The sequence below is a fragment of the Thiomonas sp. DCM-2 genome (assembly GCF_056820905.1).
This window is the reverse complement of sequence record NZ_CM165962.1, coordinates 2,307,501-2,330,500: the sequence shown is the minus strand read 5'-3', so window position 1 is coordinate 2,330,500 and position 23,000 is coordinate 2,307,501. Positions and strand designations below refer to the sequence as shown.

The following is a 23,000-nucleotide window of genomic DNA, read 5'->3' as shown; positions in this document are numbered from 1 at the left end:
CAGTCGTGCGCGCGGCGGCGGTAATCGCCACCACAGCGCGCTGATCAGGCGCGCACGTCGATTCCGGCGGCGCCGTGCGCGAGCGAGCCAATCATGGCAGCCTGCGCAAAGCCTTCGTCGCGGAAGATGCCCAGCACCGTCTCCACCTGGTCGGGGGCGCAGGCGACGAGCAGACCGCCGGAGGTCTGCGGATCGGTCAACAGGGTGCGGGCCAGCGGGTCGAGATCTGCGGCCAGCGCGACTTCAGCCCCATAGCTGGCCCAATTGCGGCCAGAGGCGCCAGTCGCCATGCCGGCGCGGGCCAGATCCATCACGCCTTCGATCAGGGGCACGCGGGAGAACTCCACGCTCGCGCGCAGACCAGCACCCCGACAGACCTCCAGCAAATGGCCGAGCAGGCCAAAGCCGGTGACATCGGTGATGGCGTGCACGCCGTCCAATTGCGCCAGACGCTTGCCCGGGGTGTTGAGCTTTGTGGTGGTGGCAATCATGCGGGCGTAGCCGTTCGCATCGAGAGCCTCTTTTTTGAGCGCGGCAGACTGGATGCCTACGCCCAGTGGCTTGCCCAGCACGATCACATCTCCCGCCCTGGCGCTGTCGTTGCGACGGATGTGGTTCGGATGCGCCAGACCCATGACCACCAGCCCGTAGATGGGTTCGACCGAGTCGATGCTGTGCCCTCCGGCGATAGGAATGCCGGCTTGCGCGCAGACCGTTTCGCCACCACGCAGAATGGCGGACACGGTGTCCAGCGGAAGCACGCCGATGGGCATGCCCACCAGGGCCAGCGCCATGATGGGCGTGCCGCCCATGGCGTACACGTCGGAGATGGCGTTGGTCGCGGCGATGCGGCCGAAGTCGAACGGATCATCGACGATGGGCATGAAAAAGTCGGTGGTGGCGATCAAGGCCTGTTCGGGATTGAGCAGGTAGACCGCCGCGTCGTCGGACGATTCGGTGCCCACCAGCAGCGCCTCGGGGCGTGGCAGCAGCGGCGCATGTTTTTTCAGAATCTCGCTCAACACGTTCGGCGCGATCTTGCAGCCGCAACCGCCACCGTGCGACAGCGAGGACAGGCGGGGTGCAGACGAGGGGGCAGTGGGCTGGTTCATGGCGAAATTGCTTGGGACGTTTCGGAGTGTCAGATCGGGGCGGTGTCGTCCTGCCAGTCGTGGCAGAACTGCAGGAAGCGGGCCAGGGCTTGCGAAAAACTCTTTTTCTGGTGGTGCACGATGTAGAGCGAACGGTGCATGGGCGGGAGCGGGCTGCGCACCGTGACCAGACGGCCGCGTTCCAGCGCGTCGCGCACCAGCCGACGTGGAATACACGCCAGACCCAGCCCGGCAATGGCGGCGGCGCGGATCGACTCGGAACTGCCGAGCACCATGGCATGTTCGAAGCCCTGCAAGTGTTCCAGCAGCAAGGCTTCTACTGTTTCGCGTGTGCCGGAGCCCGGCTCGCGCAACAGCCAGCGCGCGGTGCGCAGATCGTCCAGGCTGACCTCGCGTCCGGCCAGCGGGCTATCCGGCGCGCACACCACGACCAGCGTATCCCTGAGCCAAGGGCGAATGACCAGATCGTCGCGATGGCAGGCGCCTTCGACCAGACCGAGGTCGACCTCGAATTGCGCCACCGCGTCGGCAATCGCCTGTGTGTTGCCGACGCGCAGACAGAACTGCGCCGCCGGAAAGTCGCGGCAGAACGCCGCCATGATGTCGGGCAGGATGGCATTGCCGACCGTGCTGCTGGCGCCGATGCGCAGCGCTGCGGCACCCGCGCTGAACAGGTCTTCGATGCCGCGCGTCTGATCCAGGATGGCCATGGCACGCGGCAGCAGCAGGCGGCCGGAATCGTTGAGCACCAGGCGCTTGCCCACGCGGTCGAACACGCGCTCGCCGAGTTGCGTTTCCAGTTCCGCCAGGGCTGCGCTCACCGCCGATTGCGACATGGCCAGCGTGTCGCCCGCAGCCGTGGCGCTGCGACTGTGCGCGATTTCCACCAGCACCTCCATCTGCCGCAGGGTCAGTCGCATCGCATTGATTGATTCTGTGGATTCATTTCAAAACAAGCATAAGACAGGTGGCTGGATTTTTATCGTCTGCGGCGCCAAAAAAACCTTTCTGGCCTGGGAACTTTGGTCCTGGAGAAAAATCTGAGTTGTTGACGAAAACGATCGGGATTTGTAACATTGGCCCTCTCGTTTCGTCGGGTATTGTTCACTCCGGCACTGTGTAATGTCAGCTGCAGCCACCCAGGCAAAGGCGCAAGACGTTGCAACTGGCCGCCACTGATCTGTTGAGGAGAGCCGCCATGCGACTGACCACCAAAGGACGTTTTGCAGTGACCGCCATGATTGACGTGGCGATGCGTCAACATCTGGGCCCTGTGACCCTGGCTGGCATCAGCCAGCGTCAGCATATTTCCCTGTCCTATCTCGAACAACTCTTCGGCAAGCTGCGCCGCCATGAACTGGTTGATTCCGTTCGCGGGCCCGGCGGTGGCTACACCCTGTCGCGCAAGTCCGAAGAAATCAGCATTGCCGACATCATCATTGCCGTCGATGAACCGCTCGACGCCACGCAGTGCGGCGGCAAGGAAAACTGCCACGGCGAGGACGCAGGCCCCTGCATGACCCATGACCTGTGGGCGCAGCTCAATGCCAAGATGGTGGAGTTTCTCGACTCGGTCAACCTCAAGGGTCTGGTGGAACAGAACCTCGCCAAGGGCGTGACCGTGGAAGAGGTGGCCGTCACCCGCAAGCCCGTGTCGTCCCTGCCAGTGACGGCCAAGCCGATCAAGGTCAAGGCGCCCAACTCGGTCTTCAATCTGGCGCAGACCCTGGGTTGACGCCTCGAGGCGTCGAGGCTGAAACCTGGCCGACTCCTGTTCGTCTGTTGTCCTGGCAGCCCGGCGCGCGGTTGCAACCGCCGCTGGTGCTGCACCACATAAAAACCGTTCCCTGAGCATTCTCATCATGTCCACGACACCTCATCTGCCCATCTACATGGACTACGCCGCGACCACACCGGTCGATCCCCGCGTGGTCGATGCCATGATTCCCTGGCTGCGCGAGCATTTCGGCAATCCGGCGTCGCGCAGTCATGCCTGGGGCTGGGAGGCCGAAGCCGCGGTGGAGACGGCGCGCGAGCAGGTCGCTGCGCTGATCAATGCCGACCCCAAGGAGATCATCTGGACTTCCGGTGCCACTGAATCGAACAATCTCGCCATCAAGGGTGCTGCCGAGTTTTATCAGGGCAAGGGCAAGCACATCGTCACCGTCAAGACCGAGCACAAGGCTGTGCTCGACACGGTGCGCGAAATGGAGCGCCGCGGCTTCGAGGCAACGTATCTCGACGTGCAGTCCAACGGTCTGCTCGACCTCGACGTGTTCAAGGCGGCGCTTCGACCCGACACCATTCTGGTGTCGGTCATGCTGGTGAACAACGAGATCGGCGTGATTCAGGACATCCCCGAGATCGGCCGCATCTGCCGCGAGCGCGGCATCATTTTTCATGTGGACGCTGCGCAGGCCACCGGCAAGATGGTGATCGACTTGCAGGCCTGGCCGGTCGACCTGATGAGCCTGGCCTCGCACAAGACCTATGGCCCCAAGGGCATCGGCGCGCTCTACGTGCGGCGCAAGCCACGGGTGCGTCTGATCCCGCAAATGCACGGCGGTGGCCACGAGCGCGGCCTGCGCTCGGGCACGCTGCCCACGCACCAGATCGTCGGCATGGGAGAGGCCTTCCGCATTGCCAAGGCCGAGATGGGTGCGGGCATCGAGCGTGCGCGCATGCTGCAGCAGCGCCTGCTCGACGGGCTGAAAGACATCGAAGAGGTTTATGTCAACGGCGATCTGGAACGCCGCGTGCCGCACAACCTCAACATCAGCTTCAACTATGTCGAGGGCGAGTCGCTCATCATGGCCATCAAGGGCATTGCAGTGTCCAGCGGATCGGCCTGCACCTCGGCCAGCCTGGAGCCGTCCTATGTGCTGCGCGCCCTGGGTCGCAGCGACGAGCTGGCGCATTCCTCGCTGCGCATGACCATCGGCCGCTACACCACCGAGGAAGAGATCGACTCTGCGGTGCGCCAGTTGCGCGACAGCGTGGCCAAGCTGCGCGACCTTTCTCCGCTGTGGGACATGTACAAGGAAGGCATCGACATCAGCACCATCCAGTGGGCCGCGCATTGACCTCGCATCGGCCTCACAATGGCCCTCCCGCATCAGGGTTGTCCGAATAGCCGACAATAGCGATCAAGATTAAAACGCAGGTGTCAGCCCTATGCGGCGGACCTGCATCAAGGAGAACGCATCATGGCCTATAGCGACAAAGTTGTGGATCACTATGAAAACCCGCGGAACGTTGGCTCGTTTGCCAAGGACGATCCGCAGGTGGGTACCGGCATGGTGGGTGCGCCAGCCTGTGGCGATGTCATGAAGCTGCAGATCCGCGTGAACGACCAGGGTGTGATCGAGGACGCCCGCTTCAAGACCTATGGCTGCGGTTCGGCCATTGCCTCCTCGTCCCTGGTGACGGAATGGGTCAAGGGCAAGACGCTGGATCAGGCGCTGGAAATTCGCAACAGCCAGATTGCGGAGGAACTGGCGCTGCCACCAGTGAAAATCCACTGCTCCATCCTGGCGGAAGACGCCATCAAGGCCGCAGTGAGCGACTATCAGCAGCGGCACGGGCTCGGCGCCGCGCAGGCGCCGCGCAGCGCCGAGGCGCAGACGGCCTGACTCAGACCGCCTGACGCAGACCGTTCCACACCACGGAAAGACATCAGCATGGCAGTCACATTGACCGAACGCGCTGCGCAGCAGGTGCAGCGCCATCTCGCCAAACGTGGCTCGGGCGTTGGCGTGCGTCTGGGCGTCAAGACCACGGGCTGTTCCGGCATGGCCTACAAGCTCGAATTCGTCGACCATGCATCCTCGGAAGACCAGACTTTCGAGAGCCACGGCGTGAAGATCCTGGTCGATCCCAAGAGCCTGGCCTATGTCGATGGCACCGAACTCGATTTTGTGCGCCAGGGCTTGAACGAAGGTTTTGCGTTCAACAACCCGAACGAAAAAGACCGCTGCGGCTGCGGCGAGTCGTTCCGTATCTGATCCGGCAAGATCATGTGCCGTTCCATGCAGACGTCTTGATGGATTTGTCCCATTCGCCTCGGTCGTCTCAGTTGCCGCGCTTGCCGGAGTCGCACTTCGACCTGTTCGGCCTTCCCGAAAAGTTTGCACTCGATCTGGCACAGTTGGAGCGTGCCCGGCTCGCGGTGCAGACGCAGATCCATCCAGACCGGTTTGCCGCTGGCACAGACCGCGACAAGCGCCTGGCCATGCAGTGGGCCGCTCAGGCCAACGCCGCGTACCTCGTCCTGAAGAATCCGGTGCAGCGGGCAGCCTACCTGTGCGAACGCCGCGGGGTGCCGGTGCAGGCGGAGAACAATACCGCCATGCCCGCCGATTTCTTAATGCAGCAGATGCAATGGCGCGAAGCCCTTGAGGAACTGCGTGATGCGGCGGATGCGGCGGGTTTGCAGGCCTTGCATGCGCAAGTGCAGGCGCAGCGCACGCAGCGCATGGCCGCCATCACCCAGGCGCTCGACGTGGACAATGCTCCGCAGATTGCTGCCGAGCAGGTGCGCGCCTTGCTCTTCCTGGACCGCTTCATTGAAGAATTGCGCCGCGCCGCAGACGCCCTGCCGCAACGCTCCGATTGATACCGCACTGATCCTTCGCGACGTGCCCCGCAGACTGATCGCCTGATTCTGCGGCCGACGCGACAACGCATTCCTCCACATGGCTCTGCTGCAAATCTCCGAACCTGGGCAATCGCCCGACCCGCATCAGCATCGGCGCGCTGTCGGCATCGACCTGGGCACCACCCACTCCCTCGTTGCCGCAGTGCGCAGCGGTGCGCCGCAGTGTCTGCCGGATGCACAGGGCCAGGTGCTGCTGCCTTCCGTTGTGCACTACCACGCCGATGGCCGCGCCGAAGTGGGGCTTCGCGCCCGCGAGGAGCAGGCGCTCGACCCGGCCAATACCATCGTGTCCGTCAAGCGCTTCATGGGGCGCAGTCCGGCTGATCTGCCCGAACACGCGCTGGCGCATTACCGCATCGCAGACGATCCGCGCATGGTGCGCTTTCAGACTGCGGCGGGCGAAATGACCCCGGTTCAGGTGTCGGCCGATATCTTGCGCGTGTTGCGCTGGCGTGCCGAAGAGACCCTGGGCGGCGAACTGCTCGGCGCGGTGATCACCGTCCCCGCGTATTTCGACGACGGCCAGCGCCAGGCCACCAAGGACGCGGCGCAGTTGGCCGGGCTGCATGTGCTGCGGCTGATCAATGAGCCCACAGCAGCCGCGCTGGCCTATGGCCTCGACCGCGGTGCCGAAGGTCTGTATGTGGTTTACGACCTCGGAGGCGGCACATTCGATCTGTCCGTGCTGCGTCTGAGCAAAGGCGTGTTCGAGGTGGTCGCCACCAGCGGCGACACCGCCCTGGGGGGCGACGATTTCGATCAGCGCCTGATGGACCTGATGCTGACCCAGGCAGGTGGTCCCGCGCTGTGGTCCGCACTGACCCCCAGTCAGCAGCGTCAGTGGCGCATGGCGGCACGCACGGCCAAAGAGGCTCTGAGCGACCATGACAGCACATCCTGCTCGGCACCTTTGCCTGATGGCACCACCTGGAGCGGAACGCTGCGCCGTGCAGAGTTCGAGCAGGTCAGCGCCGATCTGGTGCAACGCACCCTGAGCCTGTTGCGCCGCGCCCTGAGCGATGCCCAGGTGCAGGCAGCCGAGGTGCAGGGCGTGGTCCTAGTGGGCGGGGCCACACGCATGCCCATGGTTCGCGCAGCGGTGCAGCACGCCATGGGCAAGGCGCCGCTGACGGACCTCGACCCCGATCAGGTGGTGGCGCTGGGCGCAGCCATACAGGCCAATGCGCTGGCCGGCAATGCCGGGGCGGACGATGTGCTGCTGCTCGACGTCATTGCCCTGTCGCTCGGCATAGAAACCATGGGCGGGCTGGTCGAGCACATCCTGCCGCGCAACAGCACCATTCCCCAGGCGCGTTCGCAGGACTTCACCACTTTTCGCGATGGCCAGACCGCCATGGCCATTCATGTGGTGCAGGGCGAACGCGAACTGGTGAGCGACTGCCGCTCGCTGGCGCGCTTCGAGCTGCGTGGCATCCCACCGATGGTGGCGGGGGCCGCGCGCATCCGCGTGACGTTCGCCGTGGATGCCGACGGCCTGCTTGAAGTCAGCGCCCAGGAACTCACCACCGGGGTGCAGGCGCAGGTGCAGGTCAAACCGGCCTATGGGCTGGACGACGCGCAGATAGCGCAGATGCTGCAGGACAGCTTTGCCCACGCCCAGGACGACCGCACCGCGCGCATGCTGCAGGAAGCCCGGGTGGATGCGCAGGCGCTGCTCGCCGCCACGCGAACCGCCATGCAGCTTGACCGCGATCTGCTCAGCCCAGAAGAAGACGCCCTGATTCATGCCGGCATGGCCGCGTTGGCGCAGGCCGAGCAGGGCGCAGACATCGATCAGATTCGCAACGCCACCGACGCGCTGACCCGCCAGACCGACGCCTTCGCCGCGCGCCGCATGAACCGCAGCATTCAGCGCGCCCTTTCGGGCCAGTCGGTCGACCAGATCGCACGGCTGACCGACGCGCAGCCCTCCGGCACACGCTGAACCATTTCCCCTCTCTTTCCGCACCATGCCCATCATCACCGTCCTGCCGCACTCCGAATACTGTCCTGAAGGCAAGCAGGTGCGTGCCGGGCGTGGCACGTCCATTTGTGAAGCCTTGCTGGAAAATGGCGTGCCCATCGAGCATGCCTGCGACATGCAGTGCGCCTGCACCACCTGCCACGTGGTCGTGCGCAAAGGCTATGAAAGCCTGGGCGAGCCCGACGAAAGCGAGGAAGACCTGCTCGACCGCGCCTGGGGCCTGGAGCCCACGTCGCGTCTGTCCTGTCAGGCCATCCTGTCCGATCAGGACGTGACCATCGAGATTCCTAAATACTCGATCAACCACGCCAAGGAGCACGGTTAGGCAAGCCGCAGCAGACCGGGTGGCGGCCCCTTGGCCCCCAGCAATCGGCTCAGCAACAAGCGATAGGTATCGAGGTCGAAGCCGCCCGGCGCGTCGTCACGCCGGCCTTCGAGCAGATCGCTCAGTTCCGTCTGGCTTCGCACTGTGGCGAGATGCCGCCACTGATCGAACACATGAATGTCCGTGCGTTCGCGCTGTGCGTCATGCTCGCGCAGGCCGATCGGCCCGGCATAGGGCCAGGCTCGCAGCCGCTCCGCTGCCAGTGCCAATTGCAGGCGGACATGGTGTTGCTCGGCAGTCTCCAGCCCACAGCAGACCCCTTTGCACCGACCGATCTGTTGCGCAAAGCACCGCCCCTTGCCCGATTCCAGTCCCAGAGCCTGCGGGCATAGTCCGTGACGTTCCGCCAGCGTGCGCAGGCTCTCGACTGCTTGTCGCTTGCTGCGATAGGTGCCATACAGGCGCTGGAACTGCCGCGGATCGAGATCGTTACCACGCACCAGGGTGAGCAGTGGTCGGGCATCCGGGCTGTCCGCCAGACGCCACGCACACAACTGGCGTTCGCTGCGCAATTGCCGGTTGAGCAGGGGCTGCAGGGACTTGACCAGCCGCGCTTCCAGCAACAGGGCACCAAGTTCTCCAGCGGTCTCTCGCCACTCCACTCGCCGTACCTCCTGCGCGATGCGCATCTCCTTCGCGTCGCGGTGATCGGCCTGAAAGTGCGACAAAACCCGGCTGCGCAGCCGCACGCTTTTGCCGACGTAGAGCGGAATCTCACCCTCGCCATAGAAAAGATAGACGCCAGGGCCGTCGGGAATGTCGTCGATCGGTGTTTCCAGTTGCGGCGGCACGCTGGCGCTGCCACGCAGCAACTCCTGTGCAGCAGCCCGCACCACAGGCGCGCCGCGTTCCGCCATGGCGATTCCCAGCCACGCGTGCAGCAACTCCACGTCCCCCATGGCGCGGTGCCGTGCCGTGGTGTGCAGGCCATGACGGCGCATGATGGCGTCCAGCCCGTGTCCGCGCGCCTGCGGGTACAGCTTGCGCGACAGGCGCACGGTGCACAGCGTTTTCACCCGCAGGTCCACACCTTCACGTGCCGCCGCCTGCTTGAGAAACCCATGATCGAAACGCACGTTGTGCGCCACCAGAACCGCGCCGTCGAGCAGCGCGAGCAAGTCCGGCAGTACCGCGCCAAATTCGGGCGCATCCGCCACCATGGCGTCGTCGATCCCGGTGAGTTGCTGAATGAACGGCGGGATGCGCTGCCCCGGCTGGACCAACCGGCTCCACTTCGCCACCACATTGCCCTGTTCCACCCGCATCGCGGCCACTTCGGTGATGCGGTCATGCACAGGGTTTGAGCCGGTGGTCTCGAGGTCGAGCAGAACGTAGCAGGGCAGCATGATGCAATTGTCTCTGCAACGAACAAAAAAACCGCGGCATCAGCCGCGGTTCGTCGAACGGGTGATGGACTGGATCAGTATTTCCAGCCCAGCGACACACCCAGGACGTTTTGGCTCATGCTGAGCGTTTCGGTCCCGGTAAAGCCGAAGTTGCCCGGCAATGGTCCCGAGACCGAATTGCCGAATGCGTGGACATAGTCGAATGAGACTTCCATGTTCTTCGCCACGGCATAGGTCGCGCCCAGGGTCAGGTGATCTTTGACCACGCCGGGTGCCAGGGTATTGAACAGAATGTTGGACGAGTCGATCGGGTTATCGCCATGGTTCCAGCCCGCGCGCACCGTCAGCGCTTCGTTGACCTGGTATGCGACGCCCAGCTTATAGACATTGATGCTCTTCCAGGAGAAACCCGGGCCATTGGTCTGGCCGCCGAGCTGCCCGGGAAGCATGCCATTTGCGATCGCGGGGATGCTGCCGTAGTCGATGCGCACCACATCAGCGGCAACGGTCAACGCTGGCGTTGCTTTCCACGCAACACCGACACCGTAGTTCGCCGGAATGTTGAATTTTCCACCCTCGGCGAACAAGCCGCTGTACTTGCCGAAACTCTGCATATGCGTTTCAGACTGGTACGTTGCGCCTAGGGACAGCGTCGGTGTGAGCTGCCCGATCCAGCCGATCCGCACTCCTACACCATTCGAATCCGAATGGCCATTATCGGAGCAGTTCGAGGGCGCCGCCGAAAGAAAGGGGCCGTTTGGATTATTTGTAATGGGGAAGTGGCAAAGAGCCTGCAAACCATTCGCCCGGAAAGATTGATGAACCAAATTCAGTGCAATCCCGATCGAGTTCGAGTCATTTACTTTCATCGCAAAGGTCGGCGCGATGAACAGCTGCTGCAGGTCTACGCCAGTGCCTTTCTGGAAAGGCGGAAAAATATTCGAGTAACCCGTGTTCAGGCCACCGTTGCCATAGACGCTCACACCAACCGACATCGTCGGGTTGAGCATGTAGTTCACGCCAAATTCAGGAATGATGAATGTTTTGGTATCGTTGCCGCCGTAGCTGCCGCCAACTGGAGAGCCCATGAAGGTCGCGTCCGAGCTGAGGCTGGCGTTACGCTTGGGCTGGAATGCGCTCACGCCAAAATCCAGGCGATTGCCAATATCGACCATTCCGGCAGGGTTGATTGCGGCAGCTAGGGCATCTTGCGGGAAAGCGATCCCAACGCCACCCATCCCCACGGATTTCACACTGAACCCAGGTTGAAAATAACCGTTGGTCGCGTGCGCAGCGGGAAGGGCGATGCCGGCCAGGGCCAGCGCGAGTGCCAGTTTCTTGAATTGCATTCTGTTATCTCCTACCGGGTGGGAAACCCGGCCTCCATCGGTGGTTGATAGCGCCGCAGAATCACGGCGATGGCTCGAAATACTGAATTGAGTATTTGAGGCTTTCAGGATGGTAGGAGAGCCAGCGCATACACCACATTGTGTTTAGTGTTGATTGCACAACAATGTGAATTGTTGTAGCAGTCAGCCGATCCGCTGCCCAAAAATACTGCCAACAGTATGCGCGGCAAGTGCCGCTGTTGATTTCAGAGGTGCGCAGCGGCGGGCTCAGGCCGTGGGTGGCACATAGCCTTGTGGCATTTCGGCGCCTTCGCCGAAAAAATATTTCTCCATCTGCCGCGCCAGGTATTGGCGGGCGCGGGCGTCGGCGAGGTTGAGACGGTTTTCATTGACCAGCATGGTCTGGTGCTTGAGCCAGGCTGCCCAGGCTTCCTTGGATACGTTGTTGTAAATGCGCGCACCGAGTTCGCCGGGGTAGGGGGCGAAATCGAGGCCTTCCGCCTCGCGGCCGAGTTTGATGCAGTGGATCATGCGGGTCATGGGGGTGTCCTGTCAGGATGAAAGAAAAGGGGCGACGGTGCCTGGATGGCCGTCGTCTGGAGAGGATCAGTTCAGGTGCTTGACCAGCACACGCGAGCGGCGCTGGTCGTCGTAGCGCAAGCGGCGCTCGGGCGGCAGCCATTCGCGCTCGACCAGCACGAAGCCGCGCTTGAGGAACCAGTGCATGGTGCGGGTGGTGAGCACGAAAATGCTCTGCAGGCCCTGCGCGCGGGCGCGCTGTTCGATGTGCTTGAGGATGCGCTCGCCGTCGCCCTGTCCCTGCGCCGATGGGTGGACGGTGAGCGCGGCCATTTCGCCGGTCTTGTGTGCCGGGTAGGGGTAGAGCGCGGCGCAACCGAAGATGATGCCGTCGTGCTCGAGCACGGTGTAATAGCCGATGTCGCGCTCGATTTCGGTGCGGCTGCGCTTGACCAGCACGCCCTGCTCCTCCAGCGGCTCGATCAGTTGCAGGATGCCGCCGACGTCGTCTGCGGTGGCCTGGCGCAGATGTTCGAGGTGCTCGTCGGCGATCATGGTGCCCACACCGTCGTGGGTGAACAGTTCGAGCAGCAGCGAGCCGTCGATTGCAAACGGCACGATGTGCGCGCGCGCCACGCCGCCGCGCACCGCGCGCACCGCGTGGCGCAGGTAGAACGCAGTGTCGGTCGGTTGCTGCGGGTCGGGCAGGCGGGCGAGCAGTTGCTCGGCCTGCGCCACGGTGAGCTCGGGAATGAGGTTGTGCGCGTCGTCGATCACGCCATCCACCTCGGTGATGAGGATGAGCTTTTCCGCCTTGATCGCCGCCCCGACGCTGCTGGCCACGTCTTCCATGCTGAGGTTGAAGGCTTCGCCAGTGGGGGAATAGCCGAAGGGCGACATCAGCACGACCGCGCCATATTCCAGCGCGCGCTGGATGGTGGGCGCATCGACCTTGCGCACCAGTCCGGTGTGTTGGAAGTCCAGGCCGTCGATCACCCCCACGGGGCGGGCAATGATGAAATTGCCCGACACCACGCGGACCGTCGCCCCGGCCATCGGCGTGTTGGGCAGGCCTTGCGAGAAGGTGGCCTCGATCTCGAAGCGCAGTTGCCCGGCGGCTTCCTGCGCGGCGTCGAGCGCCACCTCGTCTGTCACGCGCATGCCGTGCGAGTAGCGCGCCCCCACGCCCTTTTCGCGCAACTGGGCCTCGACCTGCGGGCGAAAGCCATGCACCAGCACGATGCGCACGCCCATTGCCGTGAGCAATGCCACATCCTGCACCAGGGCATTGAGCAGCCCGGCGGCGATCAGTTCGCCGGCAATGGCCACGACGAAGGTCTTGCCGCGATGGGCGTGGATGTAAGGCGCGACGGAGCGCAGCCAACCGACGAATTGTTCTTGCTGGGCAATCATGCCGCGATTATCCGAAAATGGCGGGTTGCTTTCCGATTTTGTTGTCTTCCATGCCCGAACAGATCTTCGCCCGTCCACCCCACCCGCGCAGGCCCGCGACACCGCGCCCGCCCGTGGCGGCCACGCCGGTGGGCGCGGTGCGGTTTCCGGAAGGCTTGCCGGTGTCGCAGCGGCGCGAGGACATCGCGCAGGCGCTGCGCGATCATCAGGTGATCATCGTCTGCGGCGAGACCGGCTCGGGCAAGACCACGCAACTGCCGAAGATCGCGCTGTCGATCGGCCGCGGTCTGGGCGCGGGCGGCAGCGGGCTGATCGGCCATACCCAGCCGCGGCGGCTGGCGGCGGTGAGCATCGCCCGGCGCATCGCGCAAGAGCTGGACAGCGAACTCGGGCAGATCGCCGGCTACAAGGTGCGGTTCAACGACCGGCTGCAGCCCGGCGCGTCGGTCAAGCTGATGACCGACGGCATTCTGCTGGCCGAGACGCAAAGCGACCCGCTGCTGCGTGCGTATGACACGCTGATCATCGATGAGGCACACGAGCGCAGCCTGAACATCGACGTGCTGCTCGGGTATCTGAAGCAGTTGCTGCCAAGGCGGCCCGATCTGAAGCTCATCGTCACCTCGGCAACCATCGACGCCGAGCGCTTTGCCGAGCATTTCCGCTCGGCCAAGGGGCCGGCGCCGGTGATCGAAGTCTCGGGGCGGCTGTACCCGGTGGAGGTGCGCTGGCGGCCGTTCGGCCAGGACAAGGGCGACGACCGCGACCAGGCCGCGGCGATCTGCGATGCGGTCGACGAACTGTGGCGGATCGGGCCGGGCGACATTCTGGTGTTCCTGCCCGGCGAGCGCGAGATTCGCGACACCGAGGCCGCGCTGCGCAAGCATCATCTGCAGACCGGGCGGCAGGCGGTGGACATCCTGCCGCTGTATGCGCGGCTGTCGCAGGCCGAGCAGGAGCGCGTGTTCGCCAGCGGCGGCGCAAGGCGCATCGTGCTGGCGACCAATGTGGCCGAGACCTCGCTGACCGTGCCGGGCATTCGTTATGTCATCGATGCCGGGCTGGCGCGGGTCAAGCGCTACAGCTACCGCAACAAGGTCGAGCTGCTGCAGGTCGAGCCGATCAGCCAGGCCGCGGCGCAGCAGCGCGCAGGGCGCTGCGGGCGGGTGGCCAACGGCGTGTGCATCCGGCTGTATGACGAAGCCGACTTTCTGTCGCGCCCGCGCTTCACCACCCCGGAGGTGCTGCGTTCGTCGCTGGCGACGGTGATTCTGCGGATGAAATCGCTTGGGCTCGATGCGATCGAGGACTTCCCGTTCATCGACGCGCCGCCGGGCAAGGCGATTGCCGACGGCTATCAACTGCTGGCCGAGCTCGGCGCGGTCGATGCGCGCAACGCGCTCACGCCGCTGGGCCGGGAGCTCGCGCGCCTGCCGCTCGACCCGCGCATCGGCCGCATGATTCTGGAAGCGCGCAACCGCGAGTCGCTCGCCGAAGTGCTGATCATCGCCGCGGCGCTGTCGGTGCAGGACCCGCGTGAGCGTCCCGCCGAAGCCCAGCAGGCGGCCGACGAGGCGCACCGGAAATTCGCCGACGAGCGTTCGGAGTTTCTCGGCTGGCTCAAACTCTGGGCGCACTACAACGCAGCGGTCGAACACAAAAAGTCGCAGCGCAAGCTGTGGGCCGACCTGCGCGGCCAATTCCTTTCGCCGCTGCGGCTGCGCGAGTGGCACGATGTGCACAGCCAACTCCACACCCTGGTCGCCGAGCAGGGCTGGCGGCTCAACACCGCCCCGGCGACCTATGAACAAATCCACTGCGCGCTGCTCGCCGGGCTGCTGGGCAACATCGGCTACCGTGGCGACGACGACCCGGCGTATCTGGGCGCGCGCGGCATCCGTTTCGCCATCCACCCCTCCTCGCCGCTCGGGCGCAAGGCCGGGCGCTGGATCATGGCCGCCGAACTGGTCGACACCACCCGGCTGTACGCCCGCGGCGTGGCGCGCATCGAGCCGCAGTGGCTGGAGGCCGTGGGCGCGCATCTGCTCAAGACCAGTCTGCTCGACCCGCACTGGGAAAAGCGCCCGGCGCAGGTGACTGCGTTCGAGCGCGCCACGCTCTACGGGCTGGTGGTCTACAACCAGCGGCGGGTGGACTTCGGCCGCTTCGACCCCGCGCAGGCGCGCGACATCTTCATCCGGCAGGCGCTGGTCGAGGGCGAGTGGGACTGCAAATGGCCGTTCTTCGCGCACAACCGCGCGCTGATCGCCGAGATCGAGAAACTCGAGCACAAGGCGCGGCGCCTGGACGTGCTGGTCGATGACGAACTGATCTACGCCTTTTACGACCGGCACATCCCGGCAGACGTGCACAGTGGCGCAAGTTTCGACCGCTGGTACCGCGACGCGGTGCGCACGACCCCCCGGCTGCTGTTCCTGCAGCGCGACGAACTGATGCGCCACGAGGCTGCGGGCATCACCACCGAGACGTTTCCCAACCGCCTGCGGCTGGGCGCGCTCGAATTGCAGCTCGAATACACCTTCGACCCCGGCGGCACGCGCGACGGGGTCACGGTGCTCGCGCCGCTGGCCGCGCTCAACCAGATTCCGGCGCAGCGGCTGCAATGGCTGGTGCCGGGCCTGCTCAAGGAAAAGATGTTTGCGCTGCTCAAAAGCCTGCCGCAGCGCCCGCGCGCGCGGCTGGTGCCGCTGCCGCAGACCGCCGAGGAGTTCGCGCAGCAGCTCACCGCGCCCGAGCGCTTCGGCCAGGGCGACCTGCTCGATGCGCTGCGCGATCTGGTGCGCGAGCGCACCGGGCTGGCGCTGCAGCGCACCGACTTCAAGCTCGAAACCCTGGGGCCGCATCTGTTTTTTCATGTGCAGGTGATCGACGCGCACGGCCGCCGCATCGACTCCGGGCGCGACATCGACAAGCTGCGCGCCGACCACGGCCAGGCCTCGCGCAGCGCCTTTGCCGAACTCGCCAAGCTGCGCACGCGCCTTCCGCAACGCGAGGCGCAGACGCCTGCGGCGTCGCCGCAGGGCACGAACGCTCCCCCGGTTGCCGTGCCAACCGACCAGCCCGCCGATGCGCTCCGGGGCCTGACCGACTGGAGCTTCGACGCACTGCCCGAGTTGCTGGAACTGCGCCGCGGCGCGCACACCCTGATTGGTTTTCCCGCACTGCTCGACAAGGGCAGCGTGGTCGATGTGGAGGTGTTCGACACCGCCGAGGAGGCCGCGCGTCTGCACCGCGGCGGTCTGCGGCGGCTGTTCGCGCTGCAGTTGCGCGAGCAGATCCGGCATGCGGAAAAGAGCCTGCCCGGATTTCAGCAGTCCGCGATGCTGTTCCTGTCGCTGGGCACCGCCGAGATCCTGCGCACGCAGATCATCGACGCCGCGCTCGACCGCGCCTTTCTGTCTGAGCCGTTGCCAGCGGACAAGGCCGCGTTCGCGCAGCGGCTGGCCGAGGGCAAACCGCGATTTCAGCTACTCGCCGCCGAGGTGGCGCGGCTGGCCGGGCAGATTCTCGAAGGGTATGCGCAGGTTCAGAAAAAACTGGCCGGGTTCAAGAACCAGCCCGAGCTGACAGCAGACATTCGCGCGCAGCTGCAGGCGCTGCTGCCCGCACAGTTCATCGCCCAGACCCCGGTGGCGCAGATCGGCCATTTCCCGCGCTATCTGCAGGCCATCCTGCGGCGGCTGGACAAGTTCCGTGCCGATCCGGAACGCGACGCCCAGTTGCGCGCCCAGCTCGCGCCCTGGCTTTCGCGCTGGCAGCGCGAGGCGGCGCAGTATCGGGGCATCCTGCCGCAGCGGCTGCAGGACTTGCGCTGGCTGCTCGAGGAGCTGCGGGTGTCGCTGTTCGCGCAGGAGCTGCGCACGCCGATGCCGGTGTCGCTCAAGCGTCTGGAAAAGGTCTGGGCGCAGTGGGAAGGGTGATGCGGGTTTACCCGCATCAACAGATAGAAACTCCTTGATACATCTCAAGACGGCCCGATGCCGGACTTCTACGATGCAGGCATGTCGAGTTCCAGTCTTCCCCTGATCGGCGCCCGCGGGCAGCAAGAGGCGCCTGTGCCCCTGTCCGGCGACGGCGGCTGCTATCACTGCAGTCTGCCGCTGGGCCAATCGCCGGTGCGCATGGAACTCGATGGCCAGTGGCGCAGCTTCTGTTGCCAGGGCTGCGCGGCCGCTGCCGAGATCATTGTGCAGGGCGGGTTGTGCGCGTATTACGACCGCCGCACCGCTGGCGAAGGCGCGATCGCTGCGCTGCCGCCAGAGGAAATCGACCGGCTGCATCAACAATGGATGGCGCTGGCCGATCCCGCTTTTCTCGCCGCCTACGCCACTGCGCTGGGTGACGACAAGTGGAGCACCCAGATCGCCGTGGACGGCATTCACTGCGGCGCCTGCGTCTGGCTGATCGAGCAGCGGCTGCGCGCGATTCCCGGCGTGCTGGCCGCAACGGTCAACTACTCCACGCGCCGGGTTGCGCTGCAATGGGACGCGCGCACGGTGCAACTGCCACAGGTGTTCCAGGCGCTGGCCGAGGTGGGTTACCGGCCGTTGCCCAACGCGCGGCATCAGAGTGAACTCAGCCACCGCCGCGCGCGGCGTCTGGCGATACTGCGCACCCTGGTTGCCTGGCTGGCGATGATGCAGGTGATGATGTTCGCCTGGCCCGGCTATATCGACCCCGAGGGGTTGAACTCGGCTGAGCAGGGCATTTTCCAGTGGGGCAGCCTGGCGCTGACCCTGCCGGCGCTGCTGTTCTCCGGCTGGCCGTTCCTGATGGGCGCGCTGCGTGATGTGCGCAATCGCCGTCTGGGGATGGACGTGCCGGTCACCCTCGGCTTGTGGAGTGCGTTTGCCGCAAGCGTGTGGAGCGTGGCGCATGGACAAAGCCATGTGTATTTCGATTCGGTGGTGATGTTTCTCGCGCTGCTGCTCACCGCGCGGCTGATCGAGGACGGGCTGCGCCAGCGCAGTCTCAACGCCGCCGAAGAGCTGATGGAGCAACTGCCCGCCGCGGTGCGGGTGCGCGCCAGCGCCGCGGACGATTGGCGCAGCGTGGCCATCACCCAGGTGCGCGCGGGCGACGAGGTCGAGCTGCCCAGTGGCAGCGCTGCCGCGGTGGACGGCGTGGTGATCGGCGGCAGTTCGCTGGTCGATGAGGCGCTGCTCACCGGCGAGAGCCGCGCAGTGCCCAAGCAGGTGGGCGACACTGTGCTGGCCGGCAGCATGAACCGCCAGTCGCCGCTGGTGCTGCGCGCAACACAGACCGGCGCTGGCACGCGCATCGCGCAGATGGTCGAGCTGATGCAGCATGCGCTGGCGAGCAAGCCACGCTCGGCGCAGATCGCCGATGTCGCGGCGCAGTGGTTCACTGCGGGGCTGTTGCTGGTGGCGCTGTTCACGGTGGGGCTGTGGTGGTGGCTGGACCCGGCGCGCATCATGCCCACGCTGATCGCGGTGCTGGTGGTGAGCTGCCCCTGCGCGCTGTCGCTCGCGGTGCCGGCAGCGCTGGCCGCGTCCACCGCGCAGCTGTCGCGCCACGGGGTGCTGCTGGCGCGCGGGCATGCGCTCGATCGCGCGCCCAGGGTCGATCTATGGCTGTTCGACAAGACCGGCACGCTGACCACGGCCGAGCCCGTGGTCGCGCAGGTACGGGTGCTCGACCCGGAGTTCACGAGTGAGCGGGTGCTGGCGCTGGCGCGGGCGATGGAGCAGGGGGTGCAGCATCCGCTGGCGCGTGCCTTCGCTGCCTCGGCGGCAGAAGGCGACCCCGTCGAGCCCGTGCAGGATCTGCGCGTCGTCGCGCATGGCGGCCTGCAGGCCCAGTGGCGCGGGCATACATTGCGCCTGGGGAATGCGGCGTTTTCCGGCGTTGCCGATGCGGCGCCGCCTGAGCGCAGCGACATCCCGCTGACCCGCCTCGGCCTGAGCCTCGATCAGCGGCCGCTGGCCGTATTCGACATTGCAGAAACCCTGCGTCCGGGCGCAATGCAAGCCCTGCAGGCCTTGCGCAGCAGCGGGGCCGAGGTGGCTGTGCTCTCGGGGGATGCGCCGCGCACCGTGCAGGCATGGGCAGCGCAACTTGGGGTTGCGCAGGCCGAGGGCGGGCTGAGCCCGGAAGACAAGCTCGCGCGTGTGCGCCAGTTGCGCGCCCAGGGCAGGGTGGTGGCGATGGTGGGCGACGGCGTGAATGACGCCCCGGTGCTGGCCGCTGCCGATCTGTCCGTGAGTTTCGCAGGCGCCGCGCCGATTGCACGGGCCGGAGCGGATGTCATCCTGCACCATCCCGACATGCGGGCCCTGCCCCGGCTGGTGGACACAGGCCGCCGCACGGTGGGCGTGATGCGGCAAAACCTGATCTGGGCCGTGGTCTACAACCTGCTGGCCATTCCCCTGGCCGTGGCGGGCTACATCACACCCGTCTGGGCTGCTGTGGGGATGAGTTCTTCCTCCCTGCTGGTGGTGCTCAATGCCGCCCGGCTGGCGCGGCGCGAGCGATCAGCAAGAACGCGCTGAAGGCGGAACATGGAAGGCTCCCTGCTCATCCTCATTCCCATCAGCGTGGTGCTGGTGCTGCTCATCGTGGGGGTGTTGTGGTGGGCTGCGCGCAGCGGCCAGTTCGACGATATGGAAGGCCCGGCGCACGCCATTCTGATGGATGACGACAGTCCAAGGACTGATGTGAAAACGGACAAGGCAGCCAGCGAAAGCGCGCCGACCAAGTCGCCTGACTGATGCGAAATGCGGCGGTGTGTCGCATTGACACATCCGCATCCCTAGTGCTTTCCCTTACTCGTTGCAATGTGTTGATACATGTCAACTTGGTGTATCTATAAGTAAATGATGATGTTCTACATTACGGTTCGTTTCCTTTTATCAACAGGTGGAGCAGATGAGTGATCTGACGCTGAAGCAGACATACAACTATGCGCTGGTGCGCAAATTCACGGTGATGACCTTGGTCTGGGCCGTCGTGGGCATGCTGGTCGGCGTGTTCATCGCGGTGCAACTGGTCCTGCCCGACATGACCTATGGCATGGAATGGCTGAGCTGGGGTCGCCTGCGTCCCCTGCACACCAACGCGGTGATCTTCGGGTTCGGCGGCACGGCACTGTTCGCCACCTCCTACTACATCGTGCAGCGCACCTGCCAGGTGCCGTTGTTCGCGCCCAAGCTGGCCGAGTTCACCTTCTGGGGCTGGACGGCGGTGATCGTGCTGTGCGCCATCACCTATCCGCTGGGCATCACCAGCGCCAAGGAATATGCCGAACAGGAATGGCCGATCAGCCTGTTGATCGTCGTGACCTGGGTGGCCTATGCCATCGTGTTCTTCGGCACGGTGTTCAAGCGCAAGACCCCGCACATCTACGTGGCCAACTGGTTCTTCGGCGCCTACATCATCACCATCGCCTTGCTCTACATCGTCAACAACATCAAGCTGCCGATCAGCCTGCTCTCCTGGAAGAGCTACTCGGTCTATGGCGGCGCACAGGACGCGATGATTCAGTGGTGGTACGGCCACAACGCGGTGGGCTTCTTCCTGACCACCTCGTTCCTGGGCATGATGTACTACTTCATCCCCAAGCAGGCCGAGCGCCCGGTGTATTCCTACCGCCTGTCGATCGTGCACTTCTGGGCGCTGATCTTCACCTATATGTGGGCCGGCCCGCACCACCTGCTCTACACCGCGCTGCCCGACTGGACGCAATCGCTGGGCATGGTGTTCTCGCTCATCCTGCTCGCACCCTCCTGGGGCGGCATGATCAACGGCATGATGACCCTCTCGGGCGCCTGGTACAAGCTGCGTGAAGATCCCATCCTGAAGTTCCTGATCACCGCGCTGTCGTTCTACGGCATGTCGACCTTCGAAGGACCGATGCTGTCGGTCAAGACGGTGAGCGCGCTGGGCCACTACACCGACTGGATCATCGGCCATGTGCACTCTGGTGCCATGGGCTGGGTGGGCATGATCACCATGGGCAGCCTGTACTACCTGATCCCGCGCCTGTGGGGCCAGACCCAGATGTGGAGCAAGAAGCTCATCGAAGTCCACTTCTGGACCGCGACCATCGGTGTGGTGCTCTACATCGCCTCGCTGTGGGTGGCCGGCGTGACCGAGGGCCTGATGTGGCGTGCCATGCAAGCCGATGGCTCGCTGACCTACAGCTTCATCGAAAGCGTCAAGGCCGTCATTCCGCTTTACGTCATCCGTGCCATTGGCGGATCGATCTACCTGTTCGGCATGTGCCTGATGGTCTACAACGCCTATCGCACCATCCGTCAGGGCAAGCCTGTCGACGCCCCGGTGCCCGCGCTGGCCCCGGCCCACGCCTGATCACTATCCGGAGACATTCATGGCTTCTTTCAGTCACGAGACCATCGAGAAAAACGTGGGTCTGATGATCGTGCTGGTTGCGATTGTCGTCAGCATTGCCGGGCTGGTTCAGCTCGTGCCCTTGTTCTTCGACAAGAGCACCACCCAGCCCATTCCTGGCGTCAAGCCATACACCGCCTTGCAGCTCGAGGGGCGCGATGTGTATCTGGCCGAGGGCTGCTATCTCTGCCACTCGCAGATGATCCGCCCGCTGCGCGCGGAGGTCGAACGTTACGGTCACTACTCGGTGGCTGGCGAGTCGGTTTACGACCACCCGTTCCAGTGGGGCAGCAAGCGCACCGGCCCGGATCTGGCGCGCGTGGGCGGCAAGTACTCGGACGAATGGCAGCGCCTGCACCTGCGTCAGCCACGCAACCTGGTTCCCGAAAGCATCATGCCGGCCTATACCTGGCTGCAGCACCAGCCTGCTGATGCCGGGCAGATCCAGGCCAAGATGCGCGCCATGCGCACGTTGGGTGTGCCCTACACCGACGCCCAAATTGCTGCAGCTCCGCAGGAGCTCGAAGGCAAGACCAAGGAAGATGCGCTGATCGCTTATCTCCAGGGGCTGGGCACGGCGCTGAGCAACTACAAGTCCAAGGCCAACTACATCAACTACTGAGGAAGCGTCATGTCCTTTGGCTCGATCGTTCTCGTTCTCTCCATGGTGGTTTTCGCTGCCATTGTGTGGTGGGCGTTTTCTCCGCGTTTCAAGAAAACGCATGAAAAGGACGGAATGATCCCCTTCCTTGACTCCAAGAATCATCCGCCCGAGTCCTTCGACAAGGGCGGTGACTCCAAGACCTCCGACAAGTCCAAATCATGAACCAGTTCTATTCCCCCGGGTGGGCCTTCTGGATCGGCGGCGTCACCATTGTTTCCATCATTTCCCTGTTCCTGTTCCTGCGCGGCACTGCCAAGCAGACCGTGTTCCGAGACAAGGCGGGCAATCCCATCGCCACCACCGGCCACGTCTGGGACGGCGATCTGCAGGAGTTCAACAACCCGCTGCCGCGCTGGTGGATGGGCCTGTTCATCCTCACCTTGGTGTTCGGCGCGGTCTATCTGACGCTGTACGGCGGCCTGGCGTTCTACAAGGGCGTGCTCGGCTTTTCCAGCGACAAGATGTACCAGCAGGAATCTGCCGCGTTCGAAGCGCGCGTCGAACCGCTGTATGCCGCGTACATGAAGACGCCCATCCCCGAATTGGCAGCCAATCCGACGGCCATGGCCACTGGGCAGCGCATGTTCCTGACCTACTGCTCCCAGTGCCACGGCTCCGACGCAGGCGGCACCAAGGGTTTCCCCAACCTCACCATCCACAACGCCAATGCCTGGTTGTATGGCAACAGTCCCGACGTTCTGGTGGAAACCATCACCAACGGCCGTCTGGGCATGATGCCTCCAATGGAAGCGGCTGTCGGTGGCAAACCGGGTGTACTGGCCGTCGCCAACTATGTGCGCAGCCTCAGCGGCATGAACCATGACGCGAAGCTGGCTGCGCAAGGCAAGCCCTTGTTCGCCACGGCCTGTGCTGGCTGCCATGGCGCCGATGGCACCGGCAACAAGGCGCTGGGCGCGCCCGATCTGGCCGATCCGAAGCGCCAATGGCTGTTCGGCTCCAGCATCGAAACCATTTCGCACACCATTGAAAAGGGCCGTGCCGGACAGATGCCGGCGCAGAAGGACTTCCTCTCGCCAGAGAAGATCCATCTGCTCGCAGCCTATGTCTACAGCATCAGTCATGGGGCAGCAGCGGCCAAGTAAGCCGCCGTCCCCTGCATGAGATTTTTCCGGCATCGCTTCGGGGTGCACGCTGTGCGCCCCGAAGCCGCTTGAATCAC

At 64.6% G+C, this 23,000-nt stretch carries 20 protein-coding genes; 14 read left to right on the top strand and 6 right to left on the bottom strand.

The features are described 5' to 3' along the window. Window positions 1–44: 44 nt before the first annotated feature. Complete coding sequence (selD, locus tag AC1ZQA_RS11190; RefSeq protein WP_482676977.1) at window positions 45–1,112, bottom strand: selenide, water dikinase SelD; 1,068 nt, start codon at window positions 1,110–1,112, stop codon at window positions 45–47. Between the two features lie 29 nt (window positions 1,113–1,141). Further along, a complete protein-coding gene (locus AC1ZQA_RS11185; protein ID WP_482676976.1) occupies window positions 1,142–2,032 on the bottom strand; it encodes a LysR family transcriptional regulator in 891 nt (296 codons plus the stop codon). Window positions 2,033–2,310: 278 nt separating this feature from the next. Here AC1ZQA_RS11185 and iscR point away from each other — a divergent pair, with 278 nt between their 5' ends. The 7 genes from iscR to fdx all read left to right on the top strand — a co-directional run bounded on the left by iscR (window position 2,311) and on the right by fdx (window position 8,078). Next, entirely contained in the window at window positions 2,311–2,847 is a 537-nt protein-coding gene (iscR, locus tag AC1ZQA_RS11180; protein ID WP_482676975.1) for a Fe-S cluster assembly transcriptional regulator IscR, read from the top strand. Window positions 2,848–2,974: 127 nt separating this feature from the next. Beyond that, window positions 2,975–4,195 carry an IscS subfamily cysteine desulfurase gene (locus AC1ZQA_RS11175; RefSeq protein WP_482676974.1) on the top strand — a complete coding sequence of 407 codons (1,221 nt, stop codon included), beginning with the start codon at window positions 2,975–2,977 and terminating at the stop codon, window positions 4,193–4,195. 123 nt (window positions 4,196–4,318) lie between these two features. Further along, window positions 4,319–4,744 carry a Fe-S cluster assembly scaffold IscU gene (gene iscU, locus AC1ZQA_RS11170; RefSeq protein WP_482676973.1) on the top strand — a complete coding sequence of 142 codons (426 nt, stop codon included), beginning with the start codon at window positions 4,319–4,321 and terminating at the stop codon, window positions 4,742–4,744. A gap of 48 nt (window positions 4,745–4,792) precedes the next feature. Beyond that, window positions 4,793–5,116 carry an iron-sulfur cluster assembly protein IscA gene (gene iscA / locus AC1ZQA_RS11165; RefSeq protein ID WP_482676972.1) on the top strand — a complete coding sequence of 108 codons (324 nt, stop codon included), beginning with the start codon at window positions 4,793–4,795 and terminating at the stop codon, window positions 5,114–5,116. Window positions 5,117–5,154: 38 nt separating this feature from the next. Beyond that, entirely contained in the window at window positions 5,155–5,727 is a 573-nt protein-coding gene (gene hscB / locus AC1ZQA_RS11160) for a Fe-S protein assembly co-chaperone HscB (RefSeq protein ID WP_482676971.1), read from the top strand. A 79-nt stretch (window positions 5,728–5,806) separates the two neighbouring features. Beyond that, on the top strand, window positions 5,807–7,714 hold the full coding sequence (gene hscA / locus AC1ZQA_RS11155) for a Fe-S protein assembly chaperone HscA (protein ID WP_482676970.1): 1,908 nt from the start codon (window positions 5,807–5,809) through the stop codon (window positions 7,712–7,714). Window positions 7,715–7,739: 25 nt separating this feature from the next. Beyond that, window positions 7,740–8,078 (top strand): ISC system 2Fe-2S type ferredoxin, encoded by a 339-nt coding sequence (fdx, locus tag AC1ZQA_RS11150; RefSeq protein ID WP_482676969.1) that lies wholly within the window; start codon window positions 7,740–7,742, stop codon window positions 8,076–8,078. On the opposite strand, the gene AC1ZQA_RS11145 is transcribed toward fdx, so the two are convergent. The 4 genes from AC1ZQA_RS11145 to argA form a co-directional block, all read right to left on the bottom strand. Continuing rightward, window positions 8,075–9,484: an exonuclease domain-containing protein gene (locus AC1ZQA_RS11145; RefSeq protein WP_482676968.1), complete on the bottom strand. Its 1,410-nt coding sequence runs from the start codon at window positions 9,482–9,484 to the stop codon at window positions 8,075–8,077. The genes fdx and AC1ZQA_RS11145 overlap by 4 nt on opposite strands. Window positions 9,485–9,558: 74 nt before the next feature. Next, window positions 9,559–10,833 carry an OmpP1/FadL family transporter gene (locus tag AC1ZQA_RS11140; protein ID WP_482676967.1) on the bottom strand — a complete coding sequence of 425 codons (1,275 nt, stop codon included), beginning with the start codon at window positions 10,831–10,833 and terminating at the stop codon, window positions 9,559–9,561. A gap of 267 nt (window positions 10,834–11,100) precedes the next feature. After that, a complete protein-coding gene (locus AC1ZQA_RS11135; protein WP_482676966.1) occupies window positions 11,101–11,373 on the bottom strand; it encodes an oxidative damage protection protein in 273 nt (90 codons plus the stop codon). 66 nt (window positions 11,374–11,439) lie between these two features. Continuing rightward, entirely contained in the window at window positions 11,440–12,765 is a 1,326-nt protein-coding gene (gene argA / locus AC1ZQA_RS11130; RefSeq protein WP_482676965.1) for an amino-acid N-acetyltransferase, read from the bottom strand. A gap of 50 nt (window positions 12,766–12,815) precedes the next feature. On the opposite strand from argA, the gene hrpA reads away from it, so the two are divergent. The 7 genes from hrpA to ccoP all read left to right on the top strand — a co-directional run bounded on the left by hrpA (window position 12,816) and on the right by ccoP (window position 22,923). After that, entirely contained in the window at window positions 12,816–16,706 is a 3,891-nt protein-coding gene (hrpA, locus tag AC1ZQA_RS11125) for an ATP-dependent RNA helicase HrpA (RefSeq protein WP_482676964.1), read from the top strand. Between the two features lie 81 nt (window positions 16,707–16,787). After that, complete coding sequence (locus tag AC1ZQA_RS11120; protein ID WP_482676963.1) at window positions 16,788–19,298, top strand: heavy metal translocating P-type ATPase; 2,511 nt, start codon at window positions 16,788–16,790, stop codon at window positions 19,296–19,298. A gap of 9 nt (window positions 19,299–19,307) precedes the next feature. Continuing rightward, window positions 19,308–19,517 (top strand): cbb3-type cytochrome oxidase assembly protein CcoS, encoded by a 210-nt coding sequence (gene ccoS / locus AC1ZQA_RS11115; RefSeq protein WP_482676962.1) that lies wholly within the window; start codon window positions 19,308–19,310, stop codon window positions 19,515–19,517. A 157-nt stretch (window positions 19,518–19,674) separates the two neighbouring features. Beyond that, window positions 19,675–21,117 (top strand): cytochrome-c oxidase, cbb3-type subunit I, encoded by a 1,443-nt coding sequence (gene ccoN, locus AC1ZQA_RS11110; protein WP_482676961.1) that lies wholly within the window; start codon window positions 19,675–19,677, stop codon window positions 21,115–21,117. A 19-nt stretch (window positions 21,118–21,136) separates the two neighbouring features. After that, a complete protein-coding gene (ccoO, locus tag AC1ZQA_RS11105; RefSeq protein ID WP_482676960.1) occupies window positions 21,137–21,778 on the top strand; it encodes a cytochrome-c oxidase, cbb3-type subunit II in 642 nt (213 codons plus the stop codon). Between the two features lie 9 nt (window positions 21,779–21,787). Next, window positions 21,788–21,982, top strand: coding sequence for a cbb3-type cytochrome oxidase subunit 3 (locus AC1ZQA_RS11100; protein WP_482676959.1), 195 nt, complete (start codon window positions 21,788–21,790; stop codon window positions 21,980–21,982). Next, the gene (ccoP, locus tag AC1ZQA_RS11095) at window positions 21,979–22,923 is read left to right on the top strand and encodes a cytochrome-c oxidase, cbb3-type subunit III (protein WP_482676958.1); all 945 of its coding nucleotides are present in this window, start codon (window positions 21,979–21,981) and stop codon (window positions 22,921–22,923) included. Before AC1ZQA_RS11100 ends, ccoP begins: the two co-directional genes overlap by 4 nt. Window positions 22,924–23,000 lie beyond the last annotated feature (77 nt).

What these genes read in the sequence shown, in the direction of transcription:
- selD (WP_482676977.1), bottom strand. Translation starts at nt 1,112, where the DNA reads ATGAACCAGCCCACTGCCCCCTCGTCTGCACCCCGCCTGTCCTCGCTG.
- AC1ZQA_RS11185 (WP_482676976.1), bottom strand. Translation starts at nt 2,032, where the DNA reads ATGCGACTGACCCTGCGGCAGATGGAGGTGCTGGTGGAAATCGCGCAC.
- iscR (WP_482676975.1), top strand. Translation starts at nt 2,311, where the DNA reads ATGCGACTGACCACCAAAGGACGTTTTGCAGTGACCGCCATGATTGAC.
- AC1ZQA_RS11175 (WP_482676974.1), top strand. Translation starts at nt 2,975, where the DNA reads ATGTCCACGACACCTCATCTGCCCATCTACATGGACTACGCCGCGACC.
- iscU (WP_482676973.1), top strand. Translation starts at nt 4,319, where the DNA reads ATGGCCTATAGCGACAAAGTTGTGGATCACTATGAAAACCCGCGGAAC.
- iscA (WP_482676972.1), top strand. Translation starts at nt 4,793, where the DNA reads ATGGCAGTCACATTGACCGAACGCGCTGCGCAGCAGGTGCAGCGCCAT.
- hscB (WP_482676971.1), top strand. Translation starts at nt 5,155, where the DNA reads ATGGATTTGTCCCATTCGCCTCGGTCGTCTCAGTTGCCGCGCTTGCCG.
- hscA (WP_482676970.1), top strand. Translation starts at nt 5,807, where the DNA reads ATGGCTCTGCTGCAAATCTCCGAACCTGGGCAATCGCCCGACCCGCAT.
- fdx (WP_482676969.1), top strand. Translation starts at nt 7,740, where the DNA reads ATGCCCATCATCACCGTCCTGCCGCACTCCGAATACTGTCCTGAAGGC.
- AC1ZQA_RS11145 (WP_482676968.1), bottom strand. Translation starts at nt 9,484, where the DNA reads ATGCTGCCCTGCTACGTTCTGCTCGACCTCGAGACCACCGGCTCAAAC.
- AC1ZQA_RS11140 (WP_482676967.1), bottom strand. Translation starts at nt 10,833, where the DNA reads ATGCAATTCAAGAAACTGGCACTCGCGCTGGCCCTGGCCGGCATCGCC.
- AC1ZQA_RS11135 (WP_482676966.1), bottom strand. Translation starts at nt 11,373, where the DNA reads ATGACCCGCATGATCCACTGCATCAAACTCGGCCGCGAGGCGGAAGGC.
- argA (WP_482676965.1), bottom strand. Translation starts at nt 12,765, where the DNA reads ATGATTGCCCAGCAAGAACAATTCGTCGGTTGGCTGCGCTCCGTCGCG.
- hrpA (WP_482676964.1), top strand. Translation starts at nt 12,816, where the DNA reads ATGCCCGAACAGATCTTCGCCCGTCCACCCCACCCGCGCAGGCCCGCG.
- AC1ZQA_RS11120 (WP_482676963.1), top strand. Translation starts at nt 16,788, where the DNA reads ATGTCGAGTTCCAGTCTTCCCCTGATCGGCGCCCGCGGGCAGCAAGAG.
- ccoS (WP_482676962.1), top strand. Translation starts at nt 19,308, where the DNA reads ATGGAAGGCTCCCTGCTCATCCTCATTCCCATCAGCGTGGTGCTGGTG.
- ccoN (WP_482676961.1), top strand. Translation starts at nt 19,675, where the DNA reads ATGAGTGATCTGACGCTGAAGCAGACATACAACTATGCGCTGGTGCGC.
- ccoO (WP_482676960.1), top strand. Translation starts at nt 21,137, where the DNA reads ATGGCTTCTTTCAGTCACGAGACCATCGAGAAAAACGTGGGTCTGATG.
- AC1ZQA_RS11100 (WP_482676959.1), top strand. Translation starts at nt 21,788, where the DNA reads ATGTCCTTTGGCTCGATCGTTCTCGTTCTCTCCATGGTGGTTTTCGCT.
- ccoP (WP_482676958.1), top strand. Translation starts at nt 21,979, where the DNA reads ATGAACCAGTTCTATTCCCCCGGGTGGGCCTTCTGGATCGGCGGCGTC.